We start from the raw sequence: 23587 nt of genomic DNA on the forward strand, positions 1-23587 counted from the left end.
TTTGCAGATTATTCCGGTTATTTTTTGCGATCAAACGCACATTTAATAATTATCTGAATTTCAGTGTGAAATAACGTAATTGAGGAAACCGGCAGGCAAACGGAATATTAAGAACAGGCTGAAAATAGCCATTCCGGTGGTTTGCAAGGAGATAACAATGCACGCTTATTTTGATCAGATAGAAAAAGTTCGCTTTGAAGGTCAGGGCAGCCGCAATCCGTTTGCCTTCCGCCATTACAACCCTGACGAGATTGTCCTCGGCAAGCGCATGGCCGACCATTTACGTTTTGCCGTCTGCTACTGGCATACCTTCTGCTGGAACGGCGCCGACATGTTCGGCGCTGGCGCCTTCGCACGGCCCTGGCAGCAATCCGGCGACGCACTGGCGCTGGCGAAGCGCAAAGCCGATATCGCCTTCGAGTTTCTGCACAAACTAGGCGTACCCTATTACTGTTTCCACGATGTCGATGTCGCGCCGGAAGGCAACTCGCTGCAGGAATACCTGAACAATTTTGCCGCCATGACCGAAATTCTGGCAGCCAAACAGCAACAAACCGGCGTGAAGTTGCTGTGGGGCACCGCCAACTGCTTCACCAACCCGCGTTACGCTGCCGGCGCCGCCACCAGTCCCGACCCGGAAGTCTTCGCCTGGGCCGCCACACAGGTATTTACCGCGATGAACGCCACTAAAGCGCTAGGCGGCGAGAACTATGTGCTGTGGGGTGGCCGCGAAGGCTATGAAACCCTGCTCAATACCGACCTGCGTCAGGAGCGCGAGCAGATTGGCCGTTTCATGCAAATGGTGGTGGAGCACAAACACAAGATCGGTTTCAACGGTACGTTGCTGATAGAACCCAAACCGCAGGAGCCGACCAAACACCAATACGATTACGATGTCGCCACCGTCTACGGCTTCCTCAAACAGTTCGGGCTGGAGAAGGAAATTAAGGTCAATATCGAAGCGAACCACGCCACGCTGGCGGGACATACCTTCCATCACGAGATCGCCACGGCGATTGCACTCGGCATTTTCGGCTCGGTAGACACCAATCGCGGCGACGCGCAACTCGGCTGGGATACCGACCAGTTCCCCAACAGCGTGGAAGAAAATGCGCTGGTGCTCTATGAAATCCTCAAAGCAGGCGGGTTCACTACCGGCGGCCTCAATTTCGATGCCAAAGTTCGCCGCCAGAGCACTAATCGCTACGACCTGTTCCACGCCCATATCGGTGCGATGGATACAATGGCATTGTCGCTCAAGGTGGCGGCGCGCATGGTGGAAGACGGCGAACTGAATCAACATGTCGCCAACCGTTACGCCGGTTGGAATAGCGAGTTGGGGCAGCAGATCCTGCAAGGCAACGCCTCGCTGGAGATGCTGGCGGGTTACGCCGCACGTCATCAGCTTGACCCGCAGCACCACAGCGGGCAGCAGGAACGACTGGAAAATTTGGTTAATCGCTATCTGTTCGGTTGAATAGGTATATAGGCTGGCGCAAACCCGGCAACGCAGAAAAGCAGGTGTTGAGTCTGCGCCAGCGACACAAATATTCCAGCGGCACGAATATTCCAGCGGCACAAATAGTAAGGATAGCCTGATAACCGCACACAAAGTCACAGCGAGGCGTTATGTATATCGGCATCGATCTTGGCACATCGGGCGTGAAAGCCATCTTATTACGGGAAAACGGCGAGGTAGCAGCCAGCCACAGCGCACCGTTGAGTATCTCTCGCCCACATCCGCTCTGGTCGGAACAGAATCCGGAAATGTGGTGGCAGGCAACCGACGACGCATTAAACGCACTGGCGGCACAGCAGACGCTAAAAGCGGTTCGCGCCATCGGGCTGACTGGCCAGATGCACGGTGCAACGCTGCTGGATGCAAAGCAACAGATATTACGGCCAGCCATCTTGTGGAATGACGGGCGCAGTGCGGCGCAATGTCAGCAACTGGAGCAACAGGTGCCGGATGCCCGCCGCATCACCGGTAATCTGATGATGCCTGGTTTTACTGCGCCGAAGCTCAAGTGGATACAACAGCATGAACCGGACATTTTTCGGCTCATCGACAAGGTGCTGTTGCCAAAAGACTATCTACGCTGGCGTCTGACCGGCGACTTCGCCAGCGACATGTCCGATGCAGCCGGTACACTGTGGATGGACGTCGCCCGCCGCGACTGGAACGACTCCCTGCTCGCCGCCTGCGGACTCAACCGCGACCAGATGCCTGCGCTATTCGAGGGCAACCAGATTACCGGACACGTGCGCGCCGACATCGCCGCTCGCTGGGGTATGCCGCCAGTGCCGGTGGTAGCTGGCGGCGGCGACAATGCCGCTGGCGCCATCGGCGTTGGGCTGTATCAGGCCGGTCAGGCCATGCTATCGCTCGGCACGTCCGGCGTTTATTTTGCCGTCAGCGACGGCTTTCTCAGCAACCCTCAGCGTGCCGTTCACAGCTTTTGCCATGCGTTGCCCAACAGTTGGCATCTGATGTCCGTGATGCTGAGCGCAGCGTCCTGTCTCGACTGGGCCGCCCGGCTGACCCACGCCGACAGCGTGGCAACACTGATCACCGAAGCAGAGCAGGCAAGCGCGGAAGAAACGGCTACGCCAGTGTGGTTCCTGCCCTACCTGTGCGGCGAACGGACACCGCACAACAACCCGCAGGCTAAAGGCGCATTCTGGGGGCTGACCCACTCGCATGGTCGTGCAGCGCTGGCACGCGCCGTGCTGGAAGGGGTGGGATTTGCGTTGGCGGACGGCATGGATGCACTGCACGCAACCGGTTTGGAACCCCAGCAAATCACCCTGATCGGCGGCGGCGCTCGCAGCACTTACTGGCGGCAGATGCTGGCGGATATCAGCGGCAAAACGCTGGAATACCGCACCGGCGGTGATGTAGGCCCGGCATTGGGCGCAGCGCGACTGGCGCAAATTGCGCTGAATCCGGCCATACCGCTGACACAGTTGCTACCAGCCTTGCCACTGGAACACACCCACCAGCCTGACGCAACGCGTCATGCACTGTACGCACAACAGCGCAAAACGTTCCGTGAGCTTTACCAGCAACTCAGCCCGCTGATGACCTGATGCGGTTCTCCTGACGATGACAAAACTTACCTTATTAGCAACTTACCGTATTAGCCAAAAGAAAGGGCCACCAAAGTGGCCCTTTCCTGACCGGTTGTCGGCTCAGAACAGACCGAGCGGTTTCTCGGAATAACTCACCAGCAGGCATTTGGTCTGTTGGTAGTGTTCCAGCATCATCTTGTGGGTTTCGCGCCCGATACCGGACTGTTTATAGCCGCCGAACGCCGCATGTGCCGGGTAAGCATGGTAACAGTTGGTCCAGACACGGCCCGCCTGAATACCGCGCCCCATACGGTAGGCAATGTTGGTGTTGCGGCTCCATACCCCGGCGCCCAGGCCATAAGGCGTGTCGTTGGCAATTGCCAGCGCTTCTTCCGGTGTTTTGAAGGTGGTCACTGCCAGCACCGGCCCGAAGATCTCCTCCTGAAACACCCGCATTTTGTTCTGGCCGAACAGAATAGTCGGCTCCAGATAGTAACCCTGCGCCAAATCTCCCGGCAGCACTTTACGATGCCCGCCGGTCAGTACCTCCGCCCCTTCTTTCTTGCCGATATCGATGTAATTGAGGATGGTATCCAACTGCCCCGCCGATACCTGTGCCCCCATCATGGTCTGACTATCAAGCGGATTCCCCACCCGGATAGACTCTACCCGTTTGATGGCGCGTTCCATAAACCGTTCGTAAATCGATTCCTGAATCAATGCCCGGCTCGGACAGGTACAGACCTCACCCTGATTAAAGGCAAACAGCGCGAACCCTTCCAGCACCTTGTCAAAGAAGCTGTCTTCCTGATCCATGACGTCGGCAAAGAAAATATTCGGTGATTTGCCGCCCAGCTCCAGCGTCACCGGGATAACGTTCTGCGCCGCATACCCCATGATTTGTTGGCCGACTTCGGTCGAGCCGGTAAAGGCGACTTTGGCGATGCGCGGCGACGTCGCCAGATATTCGCCGATCTGCCCACCTGCACCGTTCACCACATTCAGCACGCCCGGCGGCAGAATATCCTGAATCAACTCCATCAACAGCAGTACCGACAGCGGGGTCAGTTTGGCGGGTTTGAGCACGATGCAGTTACCCGCCGCCAGTGCCGGGGCCAGCTTCCAGCACGCCATCAGCAGCGGGAAGTTCCAGGGAATAATCTGCCCGACAACACCGAGCGGTTCATGAAAATGGTAGGCGACGGTGTCATGGTCGATTTCGCTGATCGACCCTTCCTGCGCGCGGATACAGGCGGCAAAGTAACGGAAATGGTCGATGCCCAGCGGCACGTCGGCATTCATGGTTTCCCGGATAGGTTTCCCGTTGTCCCAGGTTTCCGCACTGGCCAATAACTCCAGATTAGCTTCCATACGATCAGCTATCCGGTTGAGGATCTGCGCTCGTTCGCGGGTAGACAACGCGCCCCATTCGGCACTGGCCTTGTGAGCGGCATCCAGCGCCTGATCGACATCGCGGCTGCTGGAACTGGCAACTTCACACAGCGGTTGTCCGGTCACCGGCGTCAGGTTGACGTAATACTCGCCACCAACGGGGGGAACCCATGCACCACCAATAAAGTTGTCGTAGCGCTTTTTCAGTGTCAGGGCAGGGCCATATTCACCGGGTTTTACCCGATGTTCTGCATTATTGATGTCCATTTCTTTCTCCTTTGGTAACACGACGTGTCATCGCAGGCAGATACACAGCATCATGCCGGTACCCCTGCGCAGATATAGCCAGCCTGCCAGTACAAAACCAAGCAGGGATGAGAATCCTTCTGGCTGGATAAATCCTCACAGATAGTGATGGTTAAATCGTATACAGTGTTGCTGAGTTGTAAAAGCCCTGTGACGGAGAAAAATATCACTCTTCGACACAGCGCACAGTTTGTTATCTCTGTATCCGCACCATCGCTTTTATACTCAATGGGATAGCAGCATATTGGCGGGATAAAAATTCGCATCACCGCCATGGCGGTGAAATAATGTCGAAATAGATTCACCAACAACGGGCACAACACAGTGAACAGTGATGATTTTCAGGGCGTTCCAGGTGGCGCCTGTCAGCGTAACGTCTGGCGCCAGGATGCGCTGGATTTGCCACAGCAGGATTGGCTGGCGCAAGAAGTACCGGTAGCGCTGGTTTATAACGGCATTTCACACGTCGTGATGATGGCATCGCCAAAAGACCTGGAGTCGTTTGCACTCGGCTTCTCTCTGTCGGAAGGTATCATCCAGTCAGCACAGGACATTTACGGCATGGATGTTGTGCCGGTGTGTAACGGCATCGAAGTACAGATAGAACTTTCCAGCCGCCGTTTTGCCGGGCTGAAAGCACGCCGACGAGCGATGGACGGGCGCACAGGTTGCGGCGTCTGCGGGGTGGAACAACTGGCGGAAATCGGCAAACCGGTAGCGCCACTGCCATTTACACAGCACTTCTCCTTATCCTGTCTGGAAGGCGCATTACAGGCGTTGAAGAGCGTGCAACAGGCAGGCGCGCTAACCGGCGCGACACATGCCGCCGCCTGGTTGTCACCGCAAGGCGAGTTGTTGGGAGGCTGCGAAGATGTGGGCCGCCATGTAGCGCTGGACAAACTGCTGGGAACGCGTGCGCGCCAGCCCTGGCAACAGGGCGCGGCACTGGTTTCCAGTCGCGCCAGCTATGAAATGGTGCAGAAGTCCGCCATGTGCGGCGTGGAGATCCTGTTCGCGGTTTCAGCCGCCACCTCGCTGGCAGTGGAGGTAGCCGAGCGCTGCAATCTGACACTGGTCGGCTTCTGCCGCCCTGGACGCGCCACCATCTATACCCACCCGCAACGGTTACAGCCATGATGGAATGCGCTGGGTATAGCTTAGATCAATTTGTTGTTAGCTAAACGCATTATGGCACAACCTATTGTAATAATAGGAGAAAAACAAAAATTAAACCGCCTTGCGTCACGAATAATCGTTTTCAAGATCATTTAATTAACTATAATGAACGTAATGCTTACGCGGTGCTAACAAACCATGGTGCCGCACAAACTGGTCACACCAACGCATTGTGTATGACAACACTTGCGCACGACAACAATGGAGATGCTAAACATGAGTTATTCACTGCCATCCCTGCATTATGATTATGACGCACTGGAGCCGCATTTCGACGCGCAGACGATGGAAATTCATCACTCAAAACACCATCAGGCCTACGTCAATAACGCTAACGCAGCGCTGGAATCTCTGCCTGAATTCGCCAGCCTGTCTGCCGAAGAGCTGATTACTAAACTGGATCAACTGCCAGCGGATAAAAAAGGCCCACTGCGTAATAACGCTGGCGGCCACGCCAACCACAGCATGTTCTGGAAAGGGCTGAAGCTGGGCACCACGCTGGAAGGCGAACTGAAAGCGGCGATTGAGCGCGATTTCGGCAGCGTTGACGCGTTCAAAGCAAAATTCGAGCAGGCCGCGGCAACCCGTTTCGCTTCTGGCTGGGCGTGGCTGGTGCTGAAAGATGACGGCAAGCTGGCTGTGGTTTCCACCGCCAACCAGGACAGCCCGCTGATGGGTGAAGCGATCTCCGGTGCATCCGGCTACCCGATCATCGCCCTGGACGTGTGGGAGCACGCTTACTACCTGAAATACCAGAACCGTCGCCCGGATTACATCAAAGCCTTCTGGCACGTCGTAAACTGGGACGAAGCGGCTAAACGTTTTGCTGAAGCGAAAAAATAATACCTGAAGTAACAGTTAACTTTCTTACTGGAAATTAATCGACAAACCCGGAATAACATTCGTTATACCGGGTTTTTTCTATTTTATTTCCCGAATCACTACCGGGAAAAACAGTATAAAGTTTTAGTATGGTAAGCCGATAGAGTCTGCGTGTTCTTTTCACAAGCTATGCGCCACTGCTTATCTGTTATTTCATATATGCAGGGTTTTAAAGGTATGGAGACACAGTGGCCAGATAATACGCCAGTCACTGACTCAGGCAAGCGACTGGAAAAAACAAATCCATCGGAAGCCGATTTGAGCACCCAAGCACGGCCAGGAAGGCCGGCAACAGTTAGCGTACCCGTGCATGACACGGTGCTAAGCCTGTATGGATGCTAATTAAGAGCCTGGTATCTCACTTAGTCACTCAGCCTATCTACGATGGAAGAAAGCAAATGGCGATAAAATTCGAGAATATCAAAGTCGGCAAGAAGTTAGGATTAGGGTTCTCCTTGATTCTGATATTGACCGTTATCATTGCTGCCGTGAGTGTTCACTACATAGAAACATTGAAAGGGCGTTTTGAAAAAGTTATTTTCAGCAACCAAATTAATAATGAAGTCAGTGAAGCCCGTTATTATCGTGCGCTATATGGCGCTAATTATGAACCGGACAATCTTAAAGAAAATAGTAAACATATTGATAACATTATTGGGTTAATATCATCCATTCAGGATAAATCCTGGCGAAGCGATTACAATGACCGGCTGAATAATATCGATAAATTGATTAATCAGTATAAAGAAAGGCGGAAAAACTACGCCGACGCCGTTGCCAAAAAAGATGACGTCAGAAAAAGCTGGAACCTGTCAGATTCTGAAAAACCGCTCAAACAGATAGAGCAGCAGGTGGCCGGTAATCTGCCGCTGCAATTACAACTCACTTCGTTGCACCAAAAACTGGTCAATGTTCGCTATATGGTACGCGGTCTGTTGTTGTCGCTGAACAGCGAGGCGCAAAAACCGCTGGTTACTGCGCTGGACGATGCCCAAAAGACGCTGAGCCAGTTCGTTCAGGCGCTGACGCCGGAACAGCAAGCCATCATGGCGCCTGTCGTTTCTACCGTCTCGACCTACAAAACGCAGGTACTGGCTTATCTGCCGGCTTATCAGGAAGAACTGGTTCAGAGTAAATTGCTGGGTGACACTGCGAATATGCTTATCGACAACGTCAATAAGATGGTCACCGAGGAAACCGCCGCCACCCAGAACGATATTACCAGCGCCGAATGGCAGATAGCGATTACCTCGCTGATTACTCTGATACTGGGCGCACTGATTGCCTGGTATATCTCCCGCCAGATTACTCACCCGTTGAACAATACCGTCGCTATCGCCGAAAGCATCGCCACCGGCGATCTGACTATTGCTATTGAGACAACACGCCACGACGAATTAGGAATGCTGTTTGGTGCCATGGCAAAAATGAAGGCCAACCTGCATAACATGATCGATGACATTCGGATGGGGGTGACTCAAATAACCACGGCCGCCAGCGAAATCGTCACCGGTAATAACGATCTGGCCGCTCGCACCGAATCTCAGGCGGCATCAGTAGAAGAAACCGCCGCCAGCATGGAACAACTGACAGCCACCGTGAAACAGAACGCCGCTAACGCGCATCAGGCCAACAAACTGGTGTTGGATGCAACGCAGACGGCACAGGAAGGCGGCAAGCTGGTCGCTGATGTGGTGCAAACCATGTCGGACATTGAAGGCAGTTCCAAACGCATTGCAGAAATCACTTCGGTTATCAACGGTATCGCATTCCAGACTAACATTCTGGCGCTCAACGCAGCGGTGGAAGCGGCGCGCGCCGGTGAGCAGGGCCGTGGTTTCGCCGTGGTCGCCAACGAAGTGCGTAGTCTGGCGCAACGTAGTTCGCAGGCTGCTAAAGAGATTGAAGGGCTGATTTCCACCTCGGTCGATCAGGTAGCGAAAGGGGCGGATCTGGTACACAACGCCGGTAAAACCATGCAGGAGATTGTGACAGCGGTAACGCATGTACACGACATCATGGGGGAAATTACTGTCGCATCCGATGAACAAAGCCGCGGTATCGCTCAGGTGAATCAGGCGATTGTCGAGATGGACAGCACCACCCAGCAGAACGCCGCGCTGGTGCAGCAGTCTTCCGCCGCCGCCAGCTCACTGGAAGAACAGGCGGTCATGCTCTCCAACACCGTATCGGTTTTCCGCCTCTCTTCCACGCAGGAACTGGGTTCCGCCAGCCACGGCTTACCGTTCGCCGGTCATCAGTTGTCTTATAAGCACTAATCAGCAGACAACAACCGTGCTCCCCGTCTTCTTCACCAAAGGGGAGCACACAACAGCAAAAGGGCAACCCATACGGGCTGCCCTTTGGTTTTTGCTGAAATCAGAACGCCTTTTTCAGGCTGATGCTGGCGATAAGTTCCGTCAACGACAGTACCAGCGTGGATCGCACCATCTGCTGGTAACGCTGCTGTTGCATCGCTGCCAGCAGCGCATCGTCGGCATCAGCGCCTGGCGGCGGCATCGGCGATGACGGCAAGCTGTTCACACAATGCAGCTCACTGATCGGCCCAAGGATTTCATCATCCGTAAACCGGTACTCGTGCTCATCGTGGGTCAGTTCCTCCCCCAACGCCATCAGCAGCTCAGTATCTTCATACTCTTTACGGCTAATCATGCCCAGCCCGTAAATCAGCTTCAACCGCACCGACAATTCGCCCAAAGGCCCGCTGCCAGACAACAGCGGTTCAACGGCATATTTCACGGCATAGTCGTCTTTACGAAACACCTGCAACATCAACAGACTGACGGCTTCCGCCAATAACTCGACGGCCATCAGCATAAAACTTCTGACCGTTTTCGATGCATTCAGGGATTCCAGTACCCGGTTTTCAAATGCCTGCGTATCGTCCATTGTCGCTTCTCGTACGTTAATTCTGCGCACAGTATTGCCCCTGCGCGGTGGAGCGGCTGACTCCACGAGGGAATCACTTTGCATCATCAACTCCCCCGTCCTATCCCAACGCACTCGATTGAAAAGCAGGGACACAGCCTGACCTGTGCCGAGACGCGCCGACTACTGCATGGCGTTATACACACTCACCGCTTTTCCGACAACCTCGCTGTCAACGTCCAGACCGGAAATCTGCGCCAGCGCAACCTGCGGCCCTTGTGATGCGATCAACGTCGCCAGTTCCTGCGCCTGCGGGTCCTGATCGCTGCGATAGTGCATCGCGGCGGCGATACCCTGAATCAGGTTGTCGTGCGGCAGCCCATACTCCAGCGTGCCCAGCAATGGTTTGATCAGGCGATCACCCGCGCTGAGTTTACGCAGCGGCTGGCGACCAACGCGCTCTACCTCATCATGCAGCCACGGGTTTTCAAACCGGGTAAGGATCTTGCGAATGTAAGCCTGATGCTTGTCGGCATCAAAGCCATAGCGACGAATCAGCACCGCACCACTCTCTTCCATCGCGCCTTGCACCACACAGCGGATAGCCGGGTCCAAAATCGCGTCGCGGATAGTACTGTGGCCCGCGCGCTGGCCAAGATAAGCCGTAATGGCGTGGCCGGTATTCAGGGTGAACAGCTTGCGCTCCACAAAAGCCATCAGGTTATCGGTCAGTTCCATACCGGCAATCGCCGGTGGTTCACCGTTGAACTGGGTTTTATCGACAATCCATTCACTAAAGGTTTCCACCGTCACCGCCAGCGGGTCGGACTCACCTGCTTCAGCGGGCGGCACAATACGGTCTACCGCTGAGTCCACGAAACCGACATGCTGCGCGACCCACGCCTGCGTATTTTCCGGCAGTTGCGCCAGCACATGCTGTTTGAGTTGGCTGGTGCCACGCACCATGTTCTCGCAGGCAATGATATTCAGCGACGAGGTATTGCCATTTTCATGGCGCTTCACCAGCCCCTGCGCAATCGTACCGGCGATCTTCGCCAGAATCTGCGGACCTACCGCCGTCGTGACCAGATCGGCCTCGGCAATCAACTCAACCGCCTGTGCGCTACCGCTGTGCACAGCGCTAACCTGGTTAACCGTCTCGACGAGTTGCTGTTCGCCGACGATCCGCACCGGGTAGCCGCCACGTTGATTGATGGCATCCAGCAACGGTTGATTCACATCGGCAAACGTCAGGGCAATACCCGCGTCCGCCAGCAGCTTGCCGATAAAACCACGGCCAATATTGCCGGCCCCAAAATGTAATGCTTTCATCATACGTAACCTTAAACTACTGAGATTTAACAATCTGTGAAACAAAGCGCCGCCCGAAGGCGGCACTTTTTTATTTATCTGTCAGGCAGGAGATTTGCCGGAGAGCAGGTTGAGAACATCCTGCACATTTTCCGTTTGAGCCAGCCGTTCTATTATCGACTCGTCATCCAGCGCACTGGTGAGATTGGTGATAACCTGCACATGCTCGTTATTACGCGCCGCGATACCAATCACCAGACGGGCCACATCATCCTCATCGTCGCCAAAGCGCACCCCTTGCGGATACTGGCAGAACACCACACCGGTTTTCAGCACCCGGTCCTTGGCTTCAATCGTCCCATGCGGCACGGCAATCGACTCACCCAAATAGGTGGAAGTCAGTTTCTCACGTTCCAGCATCGCATCGACATACGCCGGCTCAACATATCCACCTTTTACCAGCTGTTCACCAGCAAAGCGGATAGCCTGTTCTTTATCAGCCGCCTGCAAGTTCAGGAAGATGTTTTTCTCCGTCAGTTGGAACAGCGTCTGCGGTGCAGCAGCCGGCTCGGCAGCGGACGTTGCCTGGGCTGGTTTAGCGCTGCCAGATTGGGCCGCCTGCAAACGAGCGACTAAATCGCTGTACAGATGGCTATCGAGGAAGTTGGTCAGCGAAATGTGCTGAGCCTGCGGTGCATGACGCATGGCGCGCTCGGTCAAATCACGGTGAGTGATCACCAGATCAACGTCTTCCGGCAGGTTGTTGATGGCGCAGTTGGTCACCGAAACGTTCTGCAAACCGGCATCCTGCACCTTCTTGCGCAGCACCCCAGCCCCCATGGCGCTGGAACCCATGCCGGCATCACAGGCGACGATGATCTTACGCACGGTACCAAGATCGCCACTCACACCGCCGACAGCCTGACCTTTGGACGCAGATTTCATCTCCTGCATACGACGGGTCGCCTGTTCCAGTTCATCATCATCTTTCACTTTGCTGCTTTTCAGCAGGATGGACGACACCACAAAAGAGACGGCAAACGCAGCGGCGATAGCGGTAATATTGGCGAAATACGCGCCTTTTGGCGTCATCGCCAACACCGCCAGAATGGAACCCGGCGAAGCCGGAGACACCAGACCGCCGTTCAACAGGCCCAGCGTGAACACGCCGGTCATCCCGCCAAGAATCACGGCGATGATCAAACGCGGATTCATCAGCACATACGGGAAGTAAATTTCATGAATCCCGCCCAGGAAATGAATGATAGCTGCGCCCGGCGCAGACTGTTTGGCATTGCCACGCCCAAACAGCATATACGCCATCAGCACGCCCATGCCCGGCCCTGGGTTGGCTTCGATCAGGAAGAAGATCGATTTCCCGGCTTCCGTCGCCTGCTGGATGCCCAGCGGCGAGAAGATGCCGTGGTTAATCGCGTTATTCAGGAACAGGATCTTCGCCGGTTCAACGAAAATCGACGCCAGCGGCAGCAGATTGTTTTGCACCATCAGATGTACGCCGGCAGCCAGAAGGCGCGAGAGCGATTCAACCAACGGACCAATCGCCAGGAAAGACAGAATCGCCAGCAACATGCCGATGATCCCGGCAGAGAAGTTGTTGACCAGCATTTCAAAGCCGCTTTTGATTTTGCCGTCAACCGCAGCATCAAAGCGTTTGATAGCCCAGCCCCCCAACGGACCGGCAATCATCGCGCCGAGGAACATCGGGATATCGGAACCGACTACCACCCCCATGGTAGTAATCGCGCCGACCACGCCGCCACGTTCGCCCCCAACCAGACGCCCGCCAGTAAAGCCAATCAGCAACGGCAACAGATAGGTGATCATCGGGCCGACCAGCTTGGCCAGCGTCGCGTTAGGAATCCATCCGGTAGGAATAAACAGTGCGGTGATAATCCCCCAGGCAATAAAGGCGCCGATATTCGGCATCACCATATTGCTCAGGAAGCGGCCAAAATTCTGCACCTTGACCTTGGTATCTGGTGAGAGCATAGAGATACACCCCTTTGAAACGCGCGGCAGAAAGCGTTCGCGCGGTAATTATTGATTGTTAGACAGCGTGATGATTTCCGTCGGCATCATGGGGTCGTGTACCGCACTGTGTGCAACCGCTATTGCCGCTTACGGCGTTTCACCATCACAACACGGCGTGACGGTGAAAAATCTCAATAGCACGGCCCCAAAAAAATCCTTTATCACAGCGGACTCTAGCACGTGGTTTTCAGACCGCAACTTGCGACAAAAATGTGATTAAAATCACATATAACGCCTACAAATCAGCCACAATTAGGTGACATGATTCACAAAAAAATAATAAAAATGGAAAAATGGTCAAAAAAACACCATACGATACAGGAAAAATAGTGATAGTGATCACTATTTTAGTGGTTAGGTTTATGCGAAATACGTGATCAAAATCACAATATATTTCAGCGTGGACCCGTCTTCATACGAAAACCGGTCCACACCGTAAGCCATGTTAATGCGGCAGGAAATTCTGGGATTTGAGGGTGGTGAACAGTTTTTGCTGCTGGCTGGCAATATCGGTCATCAGGCTGTTGTACTGATCCACCTGCTGCTGGGTGTGAAACTGCACGCCGTTGTTACCAAATACCACCTGATTGCCCTGAGCCTGCAGATAGTCCCCCACCTGAATGACACTCTGCGCAAACGAGGTGCTGGCCGGCACCACCGTCACCATCGCATTAGCCGGCAGAGAAACGGCGCGGTTGTAAACCTTGTCATACACCGTCTGCAATTCTTCCGGCTGCTTAAGCGCCCGGCGAGCATTATCCGCCTGCGTTTTGGCATTCTGCACCTGCGGACTCAACATGGTAAGACCACCAAGCGCCTGACGCAGGTTATCGCGTTGCGTCATGTAATCCTGCGGTACGCGAATATGGGACACCACATCCAGTACCGGTGTCAGGCTGCCTGCCAGTGCCTGATCCAACTGCTGGTTGAAACTGGTCATCACCGCGTAGTCCTGGGTAAAACGCCCGAAACTCTGCTTCTGCTGTTCGGACAACGTCGGCAACTGGCGCCCTTCCTGCTGTGAAATTCCCTGCAGGAAAGTGATGAACGCCTGACGTGCATCCTTATCCTTGTCGCCACAGGCCGACAGTTGCAATGCCACAACCAACATAACCACTGGCAGCAGCCAGCGCGAACGGTAATCCGCCAACATCATTACTACTCCTGTTTATTTTCACTACCGTGACCCGGCGGCCTTCTTTAAACCACCAACGAGCCATCACCCGACGAGTCATATCGCCCTAAGCGTAACCGAACCTGCCGCCGCGTGGCACAGGCTGCGCCTGTTTTTTTCATCCCGCCGCCGGTTCATCAATCAAGAATCACTATTCTACGCCGGATTGGTGCTGTATGCCGTATGGTTCTCTATGCCGTATCGTACTTATGCCGTAAGCGACTACGCTCCCACAGAATCTCGATTTTGTTATCGCAATGCGCACCAGGTTGCACACCATCCCGCACACAACCATCATCTTGCACAAAAATAGTGCAATCCGGCAATGCATACCGGACATACAACATCCCACATTCCCCCTTTGGTCTGCTTTCTGGATTCAAAGCGGAAATTTTTAGTCAATTGAAAGATAAATAAAAATAAAACCATTACCCCCGGATTCCCATGTTGCCACACAAGCTGGCAAGCATTTTGCTTTGTAGCACGGGCAGCAGGAGCGATAGCGGGCAACCGGTGTCGCCAGACAATTTGGAAATGGGTGACTAGGGTTCCGGCTTTGACTGCGCAGGTCCGAGAGTCACCGACCGCCCTCTGGCGGTTACACGGCGGGAAAAAAGCCCGGGAGGATACAGCGAGATAGATGCTCGCCGCCCTCCTGCTGGTTTAATCATTGCGCCCAACGTCAGAGGACATTCACCATGAAAACAATTCAACGATTACTGCTTGTTTGCGCCCTGGCGCTGTGCAGCGTCGGCGTGCAGGCCGCCGATAAATCTGCCTTCAAACTCTGCTGGTCTATTTACGCCGGCTGGATGCCCTGGGACTACGCCCAGCAGCACGGCATCATTAAAAAATGGGCCGACAAGTACGGCATCGACATCCAGTTTGTACAGGTCAACGACTACATCGAATCCGTTAACCAGTACACCTCCGGCGGCTTTGACGGCTGCGCCATGACCAACATGGATGCCCTGACCATTCCAGCCGCCGGCGGTGTGGACAGCACCGCGCTTATTGTTGGCGACTACTCAAACGGCAATGACGGCATTCTGATCAAAGACACCAACAGCCTGGCTGCCCTCAAGGGCAAACCGATTAATCTGGTGCAGTTGTCGGTTTCTCACTACCTGCTGGCGCGGGCGCTGGAAAAGAACGGCATGAGCGAAAAAGACATCAAGGTAGTGAATACCGCCGATGCCGATTTAGTCGCCGCGTTCGGTACGCCTGACGTGCAGGCTATCGTCACCTGGAACCCGCTGCTGGCGGAAGCCAAAAAACAGCCGGGCAGCCAACTAGCGTTTTCTTCCGCGCAAATCCCCGGCGAAATCCTCGATTTGCTGGTGGTCAACACCGCCACACTGAAACAACACCCCGAACTGGGTAAAGCGCTGACCGGCGCCTGGTATGAAACCCTGCAAACCATGTCTGGCGATAGCGCTGCCGCACGTCAGGCACGCACCTTCATGGGGCAAGCCGCCGGTACCGATCTGGCCGGGTTTGACGCGCAACTGGCCGCCACCCACCTGTTTGCCACCCCGAAACAGGCGCTGGAATTCGTCCAGAACGCGCAGTTGAAAACCACCATGCAGTCCGTGGCGGAGTTCTCCTTCCGTCATGGCTTGCTGGGCGAAGGTGCGCCGGGCGCTGACGTGGTGGGTGTCGCCACCCCGGCGGGCCTGTGGGGCAACACCGGCAATGTCAAACTGCGTTTCAGCGACGAGTTCCTGAAACTGGCCGCCGACAACAAGCTGTAATCAGGAGAACGCCGGATGCGCAAATTGATCAACTACCAGCCGTTGCCGCTGACACGCGGAATGATGGGGTTTCTGCCGCTACTGGCGCTGTTGCTGGTCTACCTGATGGCATCCGACGCCCGGCTGGCGGTGAATGCCGCCGACAAGCTGTTGCCGGGGCTGAGCGCGATGGCGCAAGCCATGCACCGCATGGCGTTTGAACCCAACGAGCGCACTGGCGAATACCTGTTGTGGGTCGATACCGCCGCCAGCCTGCTGCGGTTGTTGACCGGCGTAGGCTTAAGCGCCGTGCTGGCGCTGGTATTCGGCCTGCTGTGCGGCGCACTGCCAGCGGTACGGGCCACCTTGTCGCCACTAATCACCTTGTTTGCGCTGATCCCGCCGCTGGCGGTGCTGCCGATCCTGTTCATCGTTTTCGGGCTGGGTGAAGCATCGAAAGTGGTGCTGATCATGGTGGGTATCACGCCGTTTATCGTGCGGGACCTGCAACTCTACATCCAGAGCCTGCCGCAGGAGCAACTGGTGAAAGCGCAAACCCTTGGCGGCCACAGCGGCCAAATCCTGTGGCGGGTGATCCTGCCGCAACTGATGCCGCGTTTGCTGGACGCGGTGCGCCTGTCGCTCTGCTCCGCCTGGCTGTTTCTGATCGCCGCCGAAGCGATTGCCGCCACCGAAGGGCTGGGTTACCGCATCTTCCTGATGCGCCGCTATCTGGCGATGGACGTCATTTTGCCCTACGTCGCCTGGATAACCGTGCTGGCGTTCCTGCTCGATGTGCTGCTGCGGGTCATCAGCCGTCGCAGCTGGCCCTGGTATTACTCGAAATAAGCCGTTGACCAGAACGCAGGAGAACCTATGTCGTTATTAACACTAAAAAATCTCAAAAAAGAGTACGACGGTCAGGTGGTGCTGGAACGGCTCAACATCTCCGTTGAGGAGGGCGAATTCGTTTCCATTGTCGGTGCCTCCGGCTGTGGCAAAACCACGTTTCTCAAGATGCTGCTCGGCACCGAAAGCCCCAGCAGCGGCCAGTTGCTGCTAGACGGCGCGCCGATACCGCAAGAGCCGGACCAACACCGTGGCGTGGTATTCCAGCGCTACTCGGTTTTCCCTCATCTTCGCGTGCTGGAAAACGTGATGATTGGCGCGGAGTTCGCCGAGGCTCGCTGGCTGGGTCGGGTATGGGGCAAGCGCCGTCGGGCGATTCATGATGAGGCAATGGCGATGCTGCGTCAGGTCGGGCTGGAGCAATCCGCCCGGAAATATCCGCATCAGTTGTCCGGCGGTATGCAACAACGGCTGGCATTAGCACAGGCGTTGATCAAACGACCACGCATTCTGCTGCTGGATGAACCGTTCGGCGCGCTCGACCCCGGCATCCGTGCCGAAATGCATCAGTTGATCAGCCGGTTATGGCAGGAGCACCGCCTGACTATTTTCATGATCACCCATGACCTTAAAGAAGGCTTTTCGCTCGGATCGCGCCTGTGGGTGTTCGACAAGCTCCGTCATGACCCGCAAGCGCCGGACGCATTTGGCGCCAGCATCACCTATGACCTCCCGCTGGAACGTGCGCCTGCCGGCGTGCGGGACTCAGTGGGAGAACTGATTGACAGGCGGCAGCACGTCGCCTGACCAGGAGGAATCACACCATGAATGATCATTATCAGACTGAGCTGCCCGCCGGGTCGCACTGGTCGCTGCTGATGCGCCGCGGCACCGCGCTGCGCCTGACCGACGTCGAAGGCGGCGCCAACGTAGGGATGTTGTTCTACAACCCGGAAAATCCGCTGGAGCGTTACAACGCGCCGGATACGCTCAAATGCCAGCACACATTTCGCCTGACGGCAGGACACTGCCTGTATTCGGATATGGGGCGCATTTTCTGCGGCATCGAAACCGATAGCTTTGGCTGGCACGACACCGTGTGCGGCACCGCCAATGCCCAGCAGGTGGCGCGTCAGTTCGGTGAACTGAACTACCAGCAGGCCCGCAACGACCGTCATCAAAACGGTTACGACAGCTTTCTGGTGGAACTGGCGAAATATGGCCTCGGCAAGCGCGATATGGCCGCCTGCGTCAACTTTTTCGCTCATGTCGGCAGCGATGACAACGGTAACCTGCGGCTTGAGCAACAAGGTAAAGCCGGTGCCAGCGTCACGCTGCGCTTCGCCATGGATACGCTGGTTATTCTGCACACCTGTCCGCACCCGCTCAGCACCGCTGCCGACTATCCGCGTCATCCGGTGCTGCTGACGTTGGATCATCAGCGCGCGCCGCTACCGGAGATCTGTCTGGAACGCCCGGAAAACCGGCGTGGACTGCGCAATAACGCGCTTTACTATCTGGCTGAACAACCACAAGGAGTCTGAGTATGATCCAGACCAGTCAACGCGACCCCGCCACGGCGGTTTACCGCGCCACCGTTCCGGCTGGCGACTACTGGCTACACCGAATCGACGCTGGCCAAACGCTGCGTATCACCGACCTCGAAGGCAATCAGGCCGCTGATACTCTGTTCTACAACGCCGACGATACCGCCGAGCGCTACAGCATGACCGATACCCTGCGCGGTCAGCGCAATGTCTTTCTCACCACCGGCAGCGTGCTACGCTCCAATGAAGACCGCCCGATGCTGGAAATCGTAGCGGATACCTGTGGCCGTCACGACACCCTCGGCGGTGCCTGCGCGACCGAGAGCAACACGGTGCGTTACGATCTGGAAAAACGCCATATGCACGCCTGCCGCGACAGTTGGATGCTGGCGGTGGCGCAACACCCGGAATACCACCTGACCAAACGCGACATCACCCACAACATCAACTTTTTTATGAACGTGCCGGTGACGCAGGACGGTGGGCTGACCTTTGCCGATGGTATCTCCGCGCCGGGAAAATACGTGGAAATGGTAGCGAAAATGAACGTGCTGGTGCTGATCTCCAACTGCCCGCAACTCAACAACCCCTGTAACGGTTACAACCCCACGCCGATCGACATCGCCGTCTGGTAAACACGGCGAGACGACACACATCGGGAATAGCGACGCGCGGGACGACCCGCAACACGCGTCCAGAACAGCGCAGGACGACCTGCCCGTAAGAGACTCGGTCATGTTTGAGCGTGTACTGATTGCCAACCGTGGCGCTATTGCGGTGCGTATTATCCGCACCCTGAAGAAAATGGGCGTGCGAGCCATTGCGGTTTACGCCGAAGCGGACCGCCATTCGCAGCATGTGCGTCAGGCGGATGAAGCCTGGTCGCTGGGCGATGGTCCGGTGCGCGATACCTACCTGAATCAGGACAAATTACTGCACATCGCCGCTCAATGCGGTGCGCAGGCTATTCACCCCGGCTACGGCTTTCTGAGTGAAAACGCCGGTTTTGTTACCCGCTGCGAACAGGCGGGACTGATATTTCTTGGCCCGACCGTCGCGCAGATGACCGCGTTCGGCCTCAAGCATCAGGCACGGGCGCTGGCAGAGCACAACGACGTGCCGCTGCTGCCCGGCAGCGGCTTGCTCACCTCGCTGGACAATGCCTGCGAACAGGCGCAGCGCATTGGTTATCCGGTGATGTTAAAGAGCACCGCGGGCGGCGGCGGCATCGGTATGCAGCGCTGCAATGACGAAACCCAACTGATCGATGCCTTTACCCGCGTAAAACGACTGGCGGGCAACAACTTCGCCGACGACGGCGTCTTTCTGGAAAAATTCATCGCCCGCGCTCGCCACATTGAAGTGCAGGTATTCGGCGATGGTCAGGGCAAGGTGATTGCCCTTGGCGAACGCGACTGCTCCGCCCAGCGCCGCAACCAGAAAGTAATTGAGGAAACCCCAGCGCCCCGTCTGAGTGACAGCGTGCGCGCCGAACTACAGGCTACCGCCATCCGGCTGTGTCAGGCGGTCAACTACCGCAGCGCAGGCACGGTCGAGTATGTCTACGACGACAGCAGCAAGCAGTTCTGGTTTCTGGAGGTCAACACCCGCCTGCAAGTCGAGCACGGCGTGACCGAGATGGTGTACGGCGTCGATATCGTGGAATGGATGGTGGCGCTGGGCGCGGGTTGCCTGCCGCCACTCCACACGCTTATCGCCACACCTCGCGGCCACGCCATTCAGGTGCGATTGTACGCCGAAGACCCGGCCAAACAGTTCCAGCCATGTGCCGGATTGCTGAGCCACGTCCGTTTTCCAGACACGCTGCCCGGTCTGACCTTGCGCATCGACCATTGGCTGGACAGCGGCAGCGAGGTGTCGCCATTTTATGACCCGATGCTGGCAAAAGTCCTCGTGCACGGCGACAGCCGGGACGCCGCGCTCGACGGCATGACACTGGCGCTGAACGCCACATCGCTGTACGGCATCGAAACCAATCTTGACTGGTTACGCCACCTGCTGACCCTGACTGAGGTCAGAGGCGGGGAAATCATCACCGCAACGCTGGGCGGCGTCGTCTGGCAACCCGCGACGCTGGATGTCCTTGGCGGCGGCACACTCACCACCGTGCAGGATGCCCCTGGCCGCACCGGTTACTGGCACGTGGGCGTACCGCCTTCCGGCCCGTTCGACACCCGCTCCTTCCGGCTCGGCAACCAGTTGCTGGGCAACGCGCCGGACGCCGCCGGGCTGGAGATCACCCTGCGCGGCCCGACCCTGCGCTTCAACCACGACTGTGCGTTCGTTATCACCGGTGCCGCCATCGACACCCGGCTGGATGATGTTCCACTCATCGGCTGGCGGACTCATCACGCCCGCGCCGGACAAACGCTCACACTCGGTGACATTCAGGGCGCGGGTTGCCGCAGCTACCTGCTGCTGGCAGGCGGTCTGGCCTGCCCGACCTATCTGGGCAGTCGCAGTACCTTTACGCTCGGCAAATTCGGCGGCCATGCCGGGCGGGCCTTGCGCGCAGGCGACGTGCTGCATCTGGCCGCCCCGGCGCTGCCAGCCACAGGGACCGCTTTGCCTGCCCCCGACTGGAACACTCACTGGTCATTACGGGTCATTTACGGCCCACACGGCGCACCAGACTATTTTACTCCGCAAGACATCGACACCTTTTTCGCCGCTGACTGGCAGGTACATTACAACTCCAGCCGTACCGGTATCCGGCTGATTGGCCCCAAACCCGAATGGGCGCGAACCGACGGCGGCGAAGCCGGGATGCATCCCTCGAATATCCACGACAACGCCTATGCCTTCGGCACGGTGGACTTTACCGGCGATATGCCGGTTATTTTAGGGCCGGACGGTCCGTCACTCGGCGGATTCGTCTGCCCGGCCACGGTGATCCATGCCGATTTGTGGAAACTCGGCCAGCTAAAAGCAGGCGACAGCATTCGCTTTGTCCCCGTCACGCTGGATCAGGCCGATGCGCTGGCGCGTGAGGCGGAGTGCGCTATCTCCACCGGTCGCCCGGTCACGGAACCGGCTATCGTCCCCTGTTGCCCGTCGCCGGTACTGTATCGCCGTCCCGCGCAAGGCGTTCGTCCATCGGTCACCTGCCTCGCCGCAGGCGACCGCTTCCTGCTGCTGGAGTATGGCGAACACCGGCTGGATATCGCCCTGCGTTTTCGCGTGCACGCGCTGATGCAGTGGCTGGAACAGCACCCCCTGCCGGGCGTGCAGGAGCTGACGCCGGGTATCCGCTCGTTGCAAATTCATTTTGATAGCCAGCAATGCCCACGCAACGCGCTACTGGCGCACCTACAGCAGGCGGACGACGCGCTCGGCGACCTGCAGCACGCCGCCGTTCCCTCCCGCACCGTATGGCTGCCGCTCAGTTGGGACGACGATGCCTGCCGCGAAGCCATCACTCGTTATACCCAATCGGTCAGACCCGGCGCCCCCTGGTGCCCCAGCAACATCGAATTCATTCGCCGTATCAACGGGTTGGATTCAGTGGAGCAGGTCAAAGACATCGTCTTCAGCGCCCGCTATCTAGTGATGGGGCTGGGCGATGTCTACCTCGGCGCGCCAGTCGCCACCCCGCTCGACCCACTCCACCGGCTGGTCACCACCAAGTACAACCCGGCCCGTACCTGGACGGCGGAAAACTCGGTCGGCATCGGCGGCGCTTATCTGTGTGTATACGGCATGGAAGGCCCCGGCGGCTATCAGTTCGTGGGCCGCACGTTACAGATGTGGAACCGTGATCGACAAACCGACGCTTTTCGTCAGCCCTGGTTGCTGCGCTTTTTCGATCAGATTCGCTTTTATCCGGTCACCGCACAGGAACTGCTGGCCATCCGCGAGCGCTTTCCGTGGGGGGATTACCCGTTGCGTATTGAAGAAGGGGAGTTCCGTCTTGCCGACTATCAGCAGAGCCTGATGGACCAGCAACCGATGATCGAGGCGTTTTTGCAACAACGCCAGCGGGCATTCGATGAGGAACTGGCACGCTGGCGCGCCGACGGCCAGTTCACCTTCGACAGCAGCCTGCAAGAGACTGCCAGCGACGATGAGGTGATTCCGGCTGACGGTTACGGCGTGGAAAGCCAGGTGGCGGGCAGCGTGTGGCAATGGCTGGTTGCCCCCGGCGACAGCGTCAGCGCCGGACAAATCGTCGGCATTCTGGAGTCGATGAAAATGGAAATTCCCATTACCGCACCGGTCGCCGGTGTTATTCATACGCTGCATCGTCAACCGGGGCATCAGGTGCAGGCAGGGCAGTTGCTGATGGTGATCGAACCGGCTGACGCCTGATCGCTGATAACTGTCATCTTACCGTCTTATCCGGCTGGCCTGCGCCAGCCGGTTGTTTTTGTACGGAATTACAGTAACGATATCGCCAACGAATTCAGGCAGGAAACAGCATAAGAAAGATGAAAATCAGAGCAATGGTGTGGTGGATACTGATTCTCTTCCCCGCGGTAACCTGGGCCGATTACCGGGAATGCAACATTGCCAACGGACAGGTCATCTCCTGCGGTCCGTGGTTTCAGGGTTCTGCCCCGATTCTGCAAAACGGCGAATACCGGAAATGCACCATCGCCAACGGCAGAGTGACATTCTGCGCAACCTGGTATCAGGGCAGCACTGTGGTGTTGAAAGAGGGCGCTTACCGCGAATGCAACATCGCTAATGGCAGAGTAACGTTTTGTGGAAAGTGGTATCAGGGGAAAGCCGTAGTGAATACACTTAACTAATTCAAGTTGCAGGGCAACACGCCTGCAACTTGAATTTTGTCGGGTATATTGCTCCAACGGCATTAATAACACCGGTCAAAAAATCTATGTGCAAAACCTGCGGCTTCCCGCATTGCATTGAATGACAGAAAAAATATTACCCTCTTTCATCGGAAAACATCTTTCCTGCTAATCGAATTATTTAGGGTATATCGTGGTAATTCTTGCCGTGGAAATTGTAATTTCTCAGTGCAACAAAGAAACAATACCACATTAAAAAACATACCATGAAATATTCCTGTCATTATTTTTCAGAGATATCTGAGGCTGTCGCCACCTTTAATTCCCGCTGCTTTTCAGTAGAATCGCTCTCTGATCAAGAGAAGTCTGAGTACATTAATCTTCCACAGTATTTCCCAATAACGTTTAAATCTGCCCTTGCATGGTTAACAG

17 protein-coding genes and 1 riboswitch are annotated in these 23587 nt (G+C 56.3%); of the genes, 12 read left to right on the plus strand and 5 right to left on the minus strand.

The genetic code is table 11. From position 1 onward, the window contains the following. Positions 1–157 precede the first annotated feature (157 nt). On the plus strand, positions 158–1477 hold the full coding sequence (gene xylA / locus Dpoa569_RS19040; RefSeq protein WP_042873560.1) for a xylose isomerase: 1320 nt from the start codon (positions 158–160) through the stop codon (positions 1475–1477). A 152-nt stretch (positions 1478–1629) separates the two neighbouring features. Continuing rightward, the gene (gene xylB / locus Dpoa569_RS19045) at positions 1630–3090 is read left to right on the plus strand and encodes a xylulokinase (protein WP_146411662.1); all 1461 of its coding nucleotides are present in this window, start codon (positions 1630–1632) and stop codon (positions 3088–3090) included. Between the two features lie 102 nt (positions 3091–3192). Here xylB and exaC read toward each other — a convergent pair whose 3' ends face one another. After that, on the minus strand, positions 3193–4731 hold the full coding sequence (gene exaC / locus Dpoa569_RS19050) for an acetaldehyde dehydrogenase ExaC (protein WP_042873564.1): 1539 nt from the start codon (positions 4729–4731) through the stop codon (positions 3193–3195). 363 nt (positions 4732–5094) lie between these two features. Between exaC and fdhD the strand changes: the two genes are divergently transcribed. The 3 genes from fdhD (at position 5095) to Dpoa569_RS19065 (ending at position 9107) form a co-directional block, all read left to right on the plus strand. Continuing rightward, positions 5095–5907 (plus strand): formate dehydrogenase accessory sulfurtransferase FdhD, encoded by an 813-nt coding sequence (gene fdhD / locus Dpoa569_RS19055; protein WP_042873566.1) that lies wholly within the window; start codon positions 5095–5097, stop codon positions 5905–5907. A gap of 255 nt (positions 5908–6162) precedes the next feature. Then, positions 6163–6789 (plus strand): superoxide dismutase [Mn], encoded by a 627-nt coding sequence (gene sodA / locus Dpoa569_RS19060; RefSeq protein ID WP_042873569.1) that lies wholly within the window; start codon positions 6163–6165, stop codon positions 6787–6789. 437 nt (positions 6790–7226) lie between these two features. Then, positions 7227–9107, plus strand: coding sequence for a methyl-accepting chemotaxis protein (locus tag Dpoa569_RS19065; protein ID WP_042873571.1), 1881 nt, complete (start codon positions 7227–7229; stop codon positions 9105–9107). A 100-nt stretch (positions 9108–9207) separates the two neighbouring features. On the opposite strand, the gene Dpoa569_RS19070 is transcribed toward Dpoa569_RS19065, so the two are convergent. The 4 genes from Dpoa569_RS19070 to Dpoa569_RS19085 all read right to left on the minus strand — a co-directional run bounded on the left by Dpoa569_RS19070 (position 9208) and on the right by Dpoa569_RS19085 (position 14236). Further along, on the minus strand, positions 9208–9822 hold the full coding sequence (locus tag Dpoa569_RS19070) for an MltR family transcriptional regulator (RefSeq protein WP_128569797.1): 615 nt from the start codon (positions 9820–9822) through the stop codon (positions 9208–9210). Between the two features lie 78 nt (positions 9823–9900). Beyond that, the gene (locus Dpoa569_RS19075; protein WP_042873576.1) at positions 9901–11049 is read right to left on the minus strand and encodes a mannitol-1-phosphate 5-dehydrogenase; all 1149 of its coding nucleotides are present in this window, start codon (positions 11047–11049) and stop codon (positions 9901–9903) included. Between the two features lie 81 nt (positions 11050–11130). Then, complete coding sequence (locus tag Dpoa569_RS19080; protein WP_042873579.1) at positions 11131–13038, minus strand: PTS mannitol transporter subunit IICBA; 1908 nt, start codon at positions 13036–13038, stop codon at positions 11131–11133. A 487-nt stretch (positions 13039–13525) separates the two neighbouring features. Further along, positions 13526–14236 carry a DUF3053 domain-containing protein gene (locus Dpoa569_RS19085; protein ID WP_042873582.1) on the minus strand — a complete coding sequence of 237 codons (711 nt, stop codon included), beginning with the start codon at positions 14234–14236 and terminating at the stop codon, positions 13526–13528. Positions 14237–14785: 549 nt separating this feature from the next. Next, a riboswitch (guanidine-I (ykkC/yxkD leader) is annotated at positions 14786–14881 on the plus strand. A gap of 71 nt (positions 14882–14952) precedes the next feature. Here Dpoa569_RS19085 and Dpoa569_RS19090 point away from each other — a divergent pair. The 7 genes from Dpoa569_RS19090 (at position 14953) to Dpoa569_RS19120 (ending at position 23155) form a co-directional block, all read left to right on the plus strand. After that, positions 14953–16008 carry a putative urea ABC transporter substrate-binding protein gene (locus Dpoa569_RS19090; RefSeq protein WP_042873585.1) on the plus strand — a complete coding sequence of 352 codons (1056 nt, stop codon included), beginning with the start codon at positions 14953–14955 and terminating at the stop codon, positions 16006–16008. 15 nt (positions 16009–16023) lie between these two features. Continuing rightward, positions 16024–16836: an ABC transporter permease gene (locus Dpoa569_RS19095; protein WP_042873587.1), complete on the plus strand. Its 813-nt coding sequence runs from the start codon at positions 16024–16026 to the stop codon at positions 16834–16836. Positions 16837–16863: 27 nt separating this feature from the next. Beyond that, positions 16864–17643 carry an ABC transporter ATP-binding protein gene (locus Dpoa569_RS19100; RefSeq protein ID WP_146411664.1) on the plus strand — a complete coding sequence of 260 codons (780 nt, stop codon included), beginning with the start codon at positions 16864–16866 and terminating at the stop codon, positions 17641–17643. 17 nt (positions 17644–17660) lie between these two features. After that, positions 17661–18380: an urea amidolyase associated protein UAAP1 gene (locus Dpoa569_RS19105; RefSeq protein ID WP_042873594.1), complete on the plus strand. Its 720-nt coding sequence runs from the start codon at positions 17661–17663 to the stop codon at positions 18378–18380. A 2-nt stretch (positions 18381–18382) separates the two neighbouring features. After that, complete coding sequence (locus tag Dpoa569_RS19110) at positions 18383–19018, plus strand: urea amidolyase associated protein UAAP2 (RefSeq protein WP_042873597.1); 636 nt, start codon at positions 18383–18385, stop codon at positions 19016–19018. Positions 19019–19118: 100 nt separating this feature from the next. Continuing rightward, positions 19119–22712, plus strand: coding sequence for an urea carboxylase (uca, locus tag Dpoa569_RS19115; protein WP_146411667.1), 3594 nt, complete (start codon positions 19119–19121; stop codon positions 22710–22712). Between the two features lie 119 nt (positions 22713–22831). After that, positions 22832–23155 (plus strand): hypothetical protein, encoded by a 324-nt coding sequence (locus tag Dpoa569_RS19120; protein ID WP_050569519.1) that lies wholly within the window; start codon positions 22832–22834, stop codon positions 23153–23155. Positions 23156–23587: the final 432 nt, after the last annotated feature.

The organism is Dickeya poaceiphila (assembly GCF_007858975.2).
Classification (GTDB): domain Bacteria; phylum Pseudomonadota; class Gammaproteobacteria; order Enterobacterales; family Enterobacteriaceae; genus Dickeya; species Dickeya poaceiphila.